The organism is Clostridioides sp. ES-S-0054-01 (assembly GCA_021561035.1).
Lineage (GTDB): Bacteria > Bacillota > Clostridia > Peptostreptococcales > Peptostreptococcaceae > Clostridioides.
In genome coordinates this window covers 3,447,125-3,458,806 of the sequence record CP067346.1, presented here as the reverse complement: position 1 = coordinate 3,458,806, position 11,682 = coordinate 3,447,125, and the positions used below count along the sequence as shown (strand labels likewise).

The 11,682-nt window shown below is 29.7% G+C and carries 10 protein-coding genes and 3 pseudogenes; 8 read left to right on the top strand and 5 right to left on the bottom strand.

Annotated features, from left to right (window positions below):
* The first annotated feature begins 151 nt into the window (after positions 1-151).
* From JJC02_15790 to JJC02_15770, 5 genes and pseudogenes are all read left to right on the top strand, one after another.
* Positions 152-1,687 carry an ABC transporter permease subunit gene (locus tag JJC02_15790; protein UDN54314.1) on the top strand — a complete coding sequence of 512 codons (1,536 nt, stop codon included), beginning with the start codon at positions 152-154 and terminating at the stop codon, positions 1,685-1,687.
* A gap of 14 nt (positions 1,688-1,701) precedes the next feature.
* Positions 1,702-2,463 (top strand): ABC transporter ATP-binding protein, encoded by a 762-nt coding sequence (locus tag JJC02_15785; GenBank protein UDN54313.1) that lies wholly within the window; start codon positions 1,702-1,704, stop codon positions 2,461-2,463.
* A 123-nt stretch (positions 2,464-2,586) separates the two neighbouring features.
* Positions 2,587-3,000 carry a cupin domain-containing protein gene (locus tag JJC02_15780; GenBank protein UDN54312.1) on the top strand — a complete coding sequence of 138 codons (414 nt, stop codon included), beginning with the start codon at positions 2,587-2,589 and terminating at the stop codon, positions 2,998-3,000.
* Between the two features lie 129 nt (positions 3,001-3,129).
* Positions 3,130-3,381 (top strand): annotated as a pseudogene (locus JJC02_15775) (DUF3781 domain-containing protein).
* A gap of 106 nt (positions 3,382-3,487) precedes the next feature.
* Positions 3,488-3,796, top strand: a pseudogene (locus JJC02_15770) (MarR family transcriptional regulator).
* Positions 3,797-3,947: 151 nt separating this feature from the next.
* Here the strand turns inward: JJC02_15770 and JJC02_15765 are convergent.
* Together JJC02_15765 and JJC02_15760 are read right to left on the bottom strand one after the other, a co-directional pair.
* Entirely contained in the window at positions 3,948-4,259 is a 312-nt protein-coding gene (locus JJC02_15765) for a hypothetical protein (GenBank protein ID UDN54311.1), read from the bottom strand.
* A 55-nt stretch (positions 4,260-4,314) separates the two neighbouring features.
* Positions 4,315-4,908, bottom strand: coding sequence for a nitroreductase (locus tag JJC02_15760; GenBank protein ID UDN54310.1), 594 nt, complete (start codon positions 4,906-4,908; stop codon positions 4,315-4,317).
* 514 nt (positions 4,909-5,422) lie between these two features.
* Here JJC02_15760 and JJC02_15755 point away from each other — a divergent pair.
* From JJC02_15755 to JJC02_15745, 3 genes and pseudogenes are all read left to right on the top strand, one after another.
* Complete coding sequence (locus JJC02_15755) at positions 5,423-5,653, top strand: hypothetical protein (protein ID UDN54309.1); 231 nt, start codon at positions 5,423-5,425, stop codon at positions 5,651-5,653.
* A gap of 54 nt (positions 5,654-5,707) precedes the next feature.
* Positions 5,708-6,358 (top strand): membrane protein insertase YidC, encoded by a 651-nt coding sequence (locus tag JJC02_15750; protein ID UDN54308.1) that lies wholly within the window; start codon positions 5,708-5,710, stop codon positions 6,356-6,358.
* Between the two features lie 222 nt (positions 6,359-6,580).
* Positions 6,581-6,948, top strand: a pseudogene (locus JJC02_15745) (response regulator).
* A gap of 101 nt (positions 6,949-7,049) precedes the next feature.
* Here the strand turns inward: JJC02_15745 and ascB are convergent.
* The 3 genes from ascB to JJC02_15730 all read right to left on the bottom strand — a co-directional run bounded on the left by ascB (position 7,050) and on the right by JJC02_15730 (position 11,662).
* The gene (gene ascB / locus JJC02_15740) at positions 7,050-8,474 is read right to left on the bottom strand and encodes a 6-phospho-beta-glucosidase (GenBank protein UDN54307.1); all 1,425 of its coding nucleotides are present in this window, start codon (positions 8,472-8,474) and stop codon (positions 7,050-7,052) included.
* Between the two features lie 12 nt (positions 8,475-8,486).
* Positions 8,487-10,346, bottom strand: a complete 1,860-nt coding sequence (locus JJC02_15735; protein UDN54306.1) for a PTS glucose transporter subunit IIA — start codon at positions 10,344-10,346, stop codon at positions 8,487-8,489.
* A 425-nt stretch (positions 10,347-10,771) separates the two neighbouring features.
* Positions 10,772-11,662: a MurR/RpiR family transcriptional regulator gene (locus tag JJC02_15730; protein ID UDN54305.1), complete on the bottom strand. Its 891-nt coding sequence runs from the start codon at positions 11,660-11,662 to the stop codon at positions 10,772-10,774.
* Positions 11,663-11,682 lie beyond the last annotated feature (20 nt).

Genomic DNA, 11,682 nt, shown 5'->3' with positions numbered 1-11,682 from the left:
ATAGTTACTTTTTTGTGCCTACTTGCAAGTTTAATATTATAACTTTAACATGTAATTTATGGAATAATTTGTTGATGTATTAAAATGAGTACTATTACTAAATTAAAATTTAAATCTTGTTAAGTAAAACTCATAAAAAGGAGTGAGATAAATGATAAACGATATTTTGACATTATTATCTGAGAGAAGTGATTTTTTCATAAAATTATCTATAGAGCATTTGACTATTTCTATTATTTCTATAATAATCGCAATAGTTTTAGGTGGTATAATTGGTATCATTGTAAGTGAATTTCATAGTTCATCTAAACCCATATTAGGAACTATTAATTTTCTATATACCATTCCGTCGATTTCTATGTTAGGATTTTTAATACCATTTTCTGGAATTGGAAATACTACTGCTGTTATTGCTCTTACTATCTATGCACTATTACCTATGGTTAGAAATACATATACTGGAATTACTAATGTAGATAAAAATATTCTTGAAGCGGCTAGAGGGATGGGAAGTACAGATTTTCAGATACTATATAAAATAAAGCTTCCACTAGCTTTGCCAGTTATTATGTCTGGTATTAGAAATATGGTTATTATGACAATTGCCTTAGCTGGTATTGCCTCGTTTATAGGTGCTGGAGGATTAGGTGTAGCCATATATAGAGGAATCACGACAAATAATACAGTAATGACAATTACTGGAAGTATACTTATCGCTTTATTAGCTTTAGTATTTGATTTTATTTTAGGATTAGTAGAGAGATTTTTTCAAATAAAAAGAAAAAAGAAAAATAGAAAAAAAGTTTTTTACATTCTAGGTAGTTTTATTCTCATATTAGCTATCTTTACATCATATTTCTTTAATTCTTCGAAGACTCAAACTATTCATATTGCTACAAAACCTATGACTGAACAATATATTCTTGGTGAGATGTTGGATATTTTAATTGAAAAGAATACAAGTTTAAAAGTGGAAATTACACAAGGTGTAGGCGGAGGAACATCTAATATTCAGCCAGCTATGGAAAATGGAGAATTTGATATTTATCCAGAGTATACAGGGACAGGTTGGAATATGGTACTTAAGAAAAATGAATTATATACTGAAGATATGTTTAGCAAACTACAATCAGAATATAAAAATAAACTTAAAATGCAATGGACTGGTATGTATGGTTTTTCTAATAGCTATGCGTTGGCAGTCAGAAAAGAAGTTGCAGAAAAATATAACTTAAAAAATATCTCGGATTTAAAGGATGTATCTTCTAAATTAACATTTGGAGCAGAATATGATTTTTATGAGAGAGAGGATGGATATACTCCATTGTGTAATACATATGGATTAAACTTTAAAAACACAGTTGACTTAGATATTGGATTAAAATATCAAGCTATCAATGAGGGTAAAATTGATGTAATGCCTATATTTACAACTGATGGTCAGTATAGTGTTTCAGACGTTGTAGTTTTAAAGGATGATAAAAACTTCTATCCATCTTATCAATGTGGAAATGTTGTTCGTTCAGAAGTATTAGAGGAACATCCAGAGTTATCAAAAGTATTTAAAATGGTTGAAAATACTTTGACTGACAAGGAAATGGCTAAAATGAATTATGATGTAGAAAACAACAATTTAGAGCCTAGAGAAGTTGCACATGAGTTTTTGAGTAAAAAAGGTCTTTTGTAATTGGAGGAAATATAATGACACCTATTATACAATTTAAAAATATTAAAAAACAATATGATGATAAAACTATCATAAATAATCTTAATTTAGATATAGAAAAAGGAGAATTTTTAACTGTTATTGGTTCATCTGGTTCTGGTAAAACAACACTTTTAAAAATGATTAATGGTTTAATTTTGCCAGATGGTGGCAATATCTTGATAAATCAAACAGATATTAAAAATGAGGACTTAATTAAGTTAAGAAGAAAAATAGGATATTGTGTGCAGGGAAGTGTTCTTTTTCCTCATATGACTGTTGAAGAAAACATTTCATATGTACCAAATCTTTTCAATAAAAAAAATAAATCAGAAGTAAAAAATGCTGTAGACAAGTGGATGGAGATAGTGGGATTACCGAATGATATGAAAGTCCGCTATCCATCAGAATTATCGGGTGGGCAACAACAACGTGTAGGTATTGCAAGAGCTTTAGCTTCTTCACCAGAAATTTTACTGATGGATGAACCTTTTGGTGCAGTCGATGAGATTACACGAAAGCAATTACAAAAAGAGATAAAAGAAATTCATAAAAAAACAGGAGTTACAATTATATTTATTACACATGATATTTATGAAGCTTTGATTTTAGGTACAAAAACTTTGGTATTAAATCATGGGATTATTCAACAGTATGATACTCCTAAGAATATTTTAAATTCTCCTGCTAATCAATTTGTAGACCAATTATTGAATATAAGAAAATCTATAATAGAGGATGAGGATTTAAAGGAATAGATTAAAAAATAAATCTAAATTAAAAATTAAATTATTATAGTAAAATCTATTGCCTTAGAGTTAACTTCAAGTTGTATACTTGAAGTGTAAAAAAGTTAGATTAAGGCATAGGGGGAATTAGAAATGAGTAGAAAAGAAGATTTAGGTGTAGGAGCAGTTTTTCCTATTGGTGAGGAAAATAAGGCATTTGCACAGTATTTTACAGGAGAATGTTATTTAAATATGCTTAGCACGAATGGAGTATCAATTGGAAATGTAACATTTGCACCTTCTACAATAAATTCATGGCATATACACCATAAGGGAGGGCAAATTTTACTTGTGACTGGAGGTAGAGGATATTATCAAGAATTTGGAAAGCCAGCTCAGGAATTACATGCAGGTGATGTAGTAAATATACCACCAGATGTAAAACACTGGCATGGAGCTGCACATGATAGTTGGTTTCAGCATCTAGCTGTAGAGGTGCCTGCTGAGGGTGCCTTCAATGAATGGTTGGAGCCTGTATCTGATGAAGATTATAGTAAACTTAAATAAAAAGCTAATAAGTTGTAAGCGCAGTTAACAGATAAGTCTATAAAGCTTTGGAAATAAGGAATGTTACAAGTATGTTTCTATAAGAGTTGAAATATTAAATCTTATAAAGGGTGAGGTGTTCTGATACGAATGAATCCAGAAAATGAATTACTTAGAAATCTGGATAAATTACATACAACAGAATTAGGTGTTGTAAGAATTAAGAAAAACCTTTCTTTGGAGACAAATGATGTAGTGAACTGGTGTAAAACTAAAATAGAATCTTAAAGTGCTGTTATTAATAGAAAGGGAAAGAACTGGTATATAAGTGTAGATAATTGTATTATAACAGTAAATGTTTATAGCTACACAATCATTACAGCTCATAAAGAAAAGAAATGAATTGCAACATATAGAAATTAGGAGTGTTTTATGCTATCTATTGTGTAGTAAATTTATTATAATAAGTTCATCAGAGTCATTTATAAGTTTACTCATATTACTATGTATTACACAAGATACTATATTTAAAAAAATCCTTGTGAATCCTAGCAATATAACAAGAGCTTTGGCAAATTTAGAAAAAGAAGGATTCATCACTAGAAAGCCAAGTGTAAAGGAAAAAAGAACATGGCATTTATACCCTACAGAGAAATCTTTAGAATGTTATGATGAAATATTAAGAATAACAAATGGATATGTAGAAGAATTGTTGAGTTCGTTTGAGAAAGAAGAGAAAGAGTTATTTATATCAATGTTAGAAAAGGTGGCCTTTCTAGCTATTGATAAATATATTAAATTAATTTTTATTAATTAACACTAAAATAATTTCATGTATAACTTTAGGGTGCATTTTCAGGAGCTACAGTTAGATTGTAGAGTGTAGATACTCTGCCTTGCTTGAGAAGGTTGTTTAAAAAACAATCAAATTTTCATAATAGCTCAAGAAAATGCACTATTTACAATGTTTATTTTGTTTTGTGTACAATTTTAGAAATAATTACTCTAATCAAATCTAAGATTATGCCATAAATAAGAAAAGAAAGTATAGATGCTATGTACCAATAAATCGAAATTGACCCCATAATCGTTCTACATGGTATTTGCATACCTGAATCCATAAAAACAAGAAAACTATCAGTGCGAGAAATAATAGATAAGATAGGATTTAAGCTTATTAGAACAATACTTTTTGAGTCTTGACCAATTTGATGCATATAAATCTCAAATAATGCTATTAAAAGAAACCAAAATGTAAAAGATTTAACTATTTTTTTCATTAAAATACCTCGCCTAATATAAATTCTGTTAGTCTTATTTACCCAATATAATTATTTATCTCCACTCAGTTACATCGCTTAATCGTAATCTAGGTCTCATTGCTGGTTCTTCATCAGGATAACCCAAAGATATTGCTGCTACCAATTGGCTGTCTGTATCTAACCACTCACATAATTCACGATATGCAAAATATACATCACAAATCCAAAGACTACCTAGACCTAATTCCACAGCCTCAAGTGACATGTTTTGAATTGCAGCTCCAATTGATTGTATATTTGCCATTTCATAAAAGCGTTCTTCAGCAGATAAGCTTTCTAAAGGTGATTTACCTAATATGTTTAAAATAAAGATTGTTACTGGAGCTTGTTCCATAATTTTAACTGTGTAATTTGCACCAGCAATATGTTGACGACTTTCTGTAAGAAGTCCATTGTCATCAATTTCATTTTGAATGCCTTTAGTCATAGCTTTAAGCATAGATTCTTTTTCCTTTTCAGTGACAACAACAAAACGCCATGGTTGTCTGTTTTTAGATGAAGGTGCATTTATTCCAGCTTCAATTATTTTCTCTATAGTTTCATGTGAAATGCTTTGATTTTTATATTTTCTAATACTGCGTCTTTTTGATATAGAATCACTTATCATCTTAAGTAACCTCCGTTTATTTTTGGGGAAAATTCCTTTGAGTTTTATTTTCTATTTTTAATTATTTTAGCATTAATCTGGAAAAAAGTCATTGATTTTAGTATCAGATTATTAATGATTATATTAAGAATTGTATCAAAGATTATACGATTATACTAATGGATTGTATTAGGTATAATATTTAATACTGACGGTATCAAAGGTTGTATTTAGTATTATATTAGGATTATATTGAATTAAGGTTTATAATTGAAAAATAGACTATAAAAACTCAATATTGTTTTTTTAGACATAAAAAATAATACTTTAGGTGGTTTCTATTAAAGATTAAAAGAGTTAAGATTGGATACTTATAAATGTAAGTATGATAAATAAGAATAATAAATATGATAATCTGTATATTTACATTAGGAGCTTTTTATAATATAATTATTTAAAACTAAATATGAATACTGGAATTATTTAAGCCTTGAAATTGTATAAAAATAAATATAAGTATTGAGGTGGTGATGTAGTGAGATTAGATATGGATAGTATGTTATATATACTAATTTATATGACATTATTGGTATCCATTATTGGAAGTATATTTTATTTTTGCAAAGACCTCTTAAATCATAAAATTAAATATGTTTTAATGAGAAACTTATTTGCAAATAGAACTGCATATTCTGAAGAAAGATTGCCTAAACAATATATAGTTTTTCAGAAATATGATATTTGGAGGTATTGTAGTTTATTTTAATTTGAAATGAATCTGTTATAATTCTAAAGATTAAAAATAAAAGGAGAGAATAAAATGGATTTCATTTCAAGTATATTGCAAGGATTATTAAGTATATTATTTAACTTTACAGGAGATTTTGGAATTTCTATTGTACTTATAACTTTAATAGTGAAGTTAGTACTAATGCCACTATCATTAAAACAAAGGTTTTCTATGAAAAAACAGCAAGAATTAGCAGAAAAAATGGAACATATAAAAGAAAAGTATAAGAATGATACTAAGGAACTGGAAAAACAAATACAAGTAAATTCTGTAGAAAGTATGAAGAGTATGCTGGGATGCCTTATAGTTTTAGTACAAATGCCAGTAGTATATGCTTTATATCATGTATGTTTAGATATGACAAAGGGATTTACAACAATTATAATTCCGTGGATTGCTAATTTAGGTGCATTTGATAACTTATTTATATTACCTTGTATATATACATTAATTATGTTAGCTTCAAACTTAGTGAATTATATACCATATTTTAGGATAAATTCTCAGGCAAAGTTTAATAAACAAATGGCTATAGTAACTACTATAACAAGTCTTATATTGACTGTTAGAACTCCAGTAGCCATAGGTCTGTATTTTATAACAAGTGCAATTTATTCATTAGTTGAAGATATTTGTTTTAGAATATATTTTAATCGAAAAAATGGAACAGTAATAAAGTAATATAATTATTATTCTAGAAATATTTTAGCCTGCTAACAGGAGATAAAGTTAGCAGGCTATTTTTATCAATAATATCAACGCTATTAATAAGAGTATAAAAAAATACTATCAAAATACTATGAAAAAATAGTTGATAAATAAATTAATATAAGCTAAAATAAAGTCTACAAAAAATAGTTAAAAAATAAAAATGCTAAAATACTAGTTGTAAAAGATGAAAAAATGCAAGGTATTATTGTAGAATATATGCAAAAAGGAGGATATACTTGTATAATTGCTGATGATGGAGTAGAGGAACTTACAATATTAAACAACAATAATATAGATTTAGTGATATTGGATATTATGATGCTATATTTAGATGGATTTTCAGTGTGTAGAGTTTCACGTGAAATGACTAATATACCTATTATTATATTGACAACTAAAGGTGAAGAGGAGGACAAATTAAAGGGTTATGAATATGGTGCAGATGATTATATAACAAAACCATTTAGCTCAAAATACTTTTAACAAAAGTTAATTCCTTATTACTTAGATACACTATTGATATTCCAAAAAATTCATTGATTTTAGGAAAGATTTTTCTAAATTTTTTACTTCTAAATAACAAAAGAATAGAGCTTAGCACTATTCTTTTGTTGTTCATTATAATATTCTCAATTAAAGTTAACTTTAAGGCAAGTATCTATTATAATTCTTCACCATTTGAAGCGATAACTTTTTTGTACCATTCAAATGATTTTTTCTTCGTTCTTTTCAAAGTGCCATTACCTTCATCATCACAATCAACATAGATAAATCCATAACGTTTACTCATTTGTCCGGTGCTGGCTGCAACTAAATCAATACAACCCCAAGTCGTATAACCGAGTAGTTCTACACCGTCGATTTCTACTGCATCCTTGAATGCTTGAATATGTTTTTTCAAATAATCAATACGATAATCGTCTTCAACATAACCATTTTTATCTGGTGTATCAATTGAACCTAAGCCATTTTCAACAATAAATAAGGGTTTTTGATAACGGTCATACATTTGATTTAAGGAATTTCTTAAACCAAGAGGATCAATCTGCCATCCCCATTCAGTAGAAGGAAGGTATTCATTTTTGATTGATGGGAACAAATTTCCTGTTGCCTGTGCATAATCCTCTGGATACGCACTAACCGTTCGTGAACAATAATAAGAAAATGTGACGAAATCTACTGGTGAAGCCGCGAGAATTTCTTTATCGCCATTTTTCATTTGAATATTCAAACCTTCACGTTCAAATTTTTTCAAGGCATAGTTTGGATATTTACCACGTGCTTGTACATCAATAAAAAAATAACCTTCTCTATCACGATTAATTGCTTCTTGGTAGTCTTCTGGTCGGCAAGTGTATGGATAATGGCTTCCACCAGCTAACATACATCCAACCATATTTTCGCTATCTACCTCATGAGCAATTTTAGTTGCTAATGCACTCGCAACTAATTGATGATGCGCTGCCTGATATTTAATTTCTTGCTTGTTATCGCCTTCTTTAAAGACGATTCCTCCACCTACGAAGGGTTGGTGAAGTAAAATATTGATTTCGTTGATTGTTAACCAGTATTTAACTAGTCCTTTATAACGTTTAATTATCGTTTCTGCATATTTAACATAAAAATCAATTAACTTGCGGTTTTTCCAGCCACCATATTCTTTGATTAAATGAACAGGAACATCAAAATGGGCAATTGTTACTAATGGTTCAATATTATGTTTTCTTAATTCCCTAAAAATATTTTCGTAAAAAATTAGACCTTCTTCGTTAGGTTCTTTATCATTGCCATTTGGAAAGATACGAGACCATGAAAGAGACATTCTATAGACTTTAAAACCCATTTCTGCGAATAACTGTATATCTTCCATATATCTATGATACATATCAATCGCAACTTTTGCTGGATAATAATATCCTTCTTGCCACTCCAACATTTCTAAATCACCAGATGCTACTTTCTTCCTATCTGGTCCTGTTGGAAGAAGGTCTACATTTGATAAACCCCTTCCACTTTCTAACGCGCCACCTTCAGCTTGGTTAGCAGATGTTGCGCCACCCCATAAAAAATTTTTACTTAATGCCATATTAAATCACTCCTAAACTCTGATTGCTAATACATCTTCATCTTTATTTATATTTCCTTGTTTAATTGTTTCAATTGACGAATACTGAGGTGTATTGGTTACCACAACTGGAACTTGAGTTGGGTAGCCAGCTTCTTTAATTTTATTTATATCAAAAGTTAGTAGTAATTGACCTTTTGTTACCCTTTGATTTACTTCAACTAATGCATCAAAATATTGACCATTCAATTCGACTGTGTTCAAGCCAACATGAATTAAAATTTCAACACCAGTATCAGAAACTAGACCAATAGCATGCTTTGTAGGGAAAACTGCTACAACTTTTCCATTGAATGGTGCAAAAACTTCTCCTTCAGATGGCTCAACTGCAAATCCTTTACCTAATGCTTCTGATGCGAAAGCTTCATCTTGAACCTGATTTAATGGAATCACGGTACCAGGAATTGGACTAATTAGACGAGTATCATCTAAAACAACTGGTTTGATTTCTGGAACTTCTTCTACTTCCTCTTCTTTTTCATATTTAAAGCTTAAAATATATGTAAATGTTGCAGTAACAGCTGCTGAAATAATCAAAGCAATGATGATGTTCCAGAAGAATCTCATTGTATCATCACCAATATAGAGTAACACTGCTGGTAATCCAGATGAACCAGTTGCAAAACGGTGTGTATTTGTCAATCCAGCATAAAGACCACCAGATGCTCCACCAATCATTGCGGCAATCAATGGATATCTTTTAGGTAAGTTAACTCCATAAAGTGTTGGTTCAGTAATTCCCATATAAGCTGTAATCGAACCAGAAATTGCTACTTGTTTTAATTTCTTATTTTTTGTGCGGAAAGCAACTACAGCAGATGCAGTTGCTTGAGCAATATTTGAAACCAAAGCACCTGGTCCAAAGATACTGTCATAACCTAATTCAGCCATTTGCATAACTCCAAGTGGAGCCACTCCATTGTGTAAACCAAACATAACCATGACTGGTAGTAAACCACCGATAAGAACAGCTGGTAACCAACTTACATTCACACTTAAGTAAGTAAAGAATGTTGCTAAGTAGCCACCAAGAATACTTCCAATTGGACCTAACAGTGAAAAGGCTAATGTTCCCATAATAAGGAATGTCAACATTGGAACAAACACTAACTCTATTGATTTAGGAATAACTCTTCTTAAGAATTTTTCTACATATGATTGGGAAAAAATAACAATTAAAATAGGGATAACAGAACCAGTATAATTAACTAAAGTAAATGGTATAAATCCGAAAAAGTTTACTGGATTACCCGCAGTTACAAGTGCTCCCCAGTTTGGATGCATCATCATTGCTGCAACAGAAACTGCAAGAATTGGATTACATCTCAATTTTTGTGCAACAGTAAATGCTAAAATCATTGGTAGGAATAAGAATACTCCATCAGCAAATAGATTTAGCATGTAATATGTTTGAGAATCAGGTGTGATAACATTAAATACAATTAAAAGTGCTAAAACTGCTTTAACCATTCCGGCACCAGATAATGCTGGAATAACTGGTTGGAAAGTTCCTGCAACAAAATCAATTACTATGGCAACAGGACCTTTTTTTTCTGATGAACTGCTATCACTTGAACTTTGAACATCAATATTCTTTTCAATTTCTTCAAATACATCTTTTATATGTGTTCCAATTACTACTTGGTGGACACCAGCATTATTGATATATTTAGTAACACCATCTAAATTCTCTAGCTTATCTTTGTTTAACTTCGATTCATCTGCTAATTTAAAGCGTAATCTAGTTTGACAATGATATGCATCAGTAATGTTTTCTTTGCCACCTAATTGTTGAATAATATCTTTTGCCAACTGTTCATATTTTTTACTCATACAAACCACTCCTAAATAAATTTAAAGAAAATTTATGCTGTCACCGGTAAGACATAATGTTCCTTCTGGATACAATTTATCATTTATAGATAGCTTTTCCAATAGTTTTAACCAAACTCGAAATAGATTCCATATTATTTTCAAATACACTATTTTTTGTGAAATTTATTTTATGATTTAAAAAAATCATATTGATATAATGTTTACTTTAACTGATATACTTTTCGTAAAAAGAGAGCATGATAACAAAATTTTTTTAATTAATTAAAGAAACTTCAAGGAGTTTGTGATTCCACATTAACGGAACGAGGTATTGAACAATAATTCTATATAAACTAACTATTACATTCATTTGAAAGATTAGCTTTTTAAGAGGTAATTTAGTAAAAAAAGGAACTCACTATTTTTAGTGAATTCCTTTTCGGTTAAAAATCTTCAGATATATCTTTAAAGGTGGCTTTTCTGCTCGATTCCAACGTACGAGAGTTTTCAATTTTCGTCTGCATGTTCTGATTATAATTCAATGAAAATATTTTTGCATATAGAATGTTCAAAATGAATTGAATCGATTCTTCAGTAGAGAAATTCGCAATCTTTGAATACAATTTCTCTCTACTTGATATATTCAGAACAATTGTAGAATAGTCTCGTAAATAATTATCTCCACCACTTGTAATACTAATTATAGGGACACTATTATTCAAAAGTAACTTTACGTTTTTCATTGGATAGGAATCAGAATTATTTCCAGAATAAGATATAATTACTGCGCAATCCTTGTGAGTCAGCATATTCGAAACAAGACCAGATTCATCTGCATCTGTAACAAACGCTTTTTTATGAATTGTATTCAAATTTCTTTTAAACAATTCTCCAAAATACGAATTTGGACTTCTTCCATAAATCATAATGGTTTGTGCATCATTAAGAATTTGAGCTGCCTTGTTTATATCTGAAACTGACATTAAAGAAGTTGTTTCTTTTATTGTTTGAATACGAAGATTCGCAATATTTTCAATGATTTCCAATGTATCTGATGAACTATTAAATGGTATATTAATATCTACATCAAGATGACTATCATCAAAGTGAGCAAGCTCATGTGTAAAAGCATAAACGAACTCTTTCCAACCAGAATAATCAAAGTACTTTGCAAAGCGAACCAGTGTTGGTTTAGAAGTATGGGTCATTCGTGCAATTTCATCCATCGAATAGCTTGCTAATTTCGTTCTATTTGTTAAAAGAAATTCTCCGATTGTACGTCTTGCATCATTTTGTTTAAAAACAGTTTCTTCGATTTTTTGAAAAAGATACATAATAAGTCACACTCCTAAAA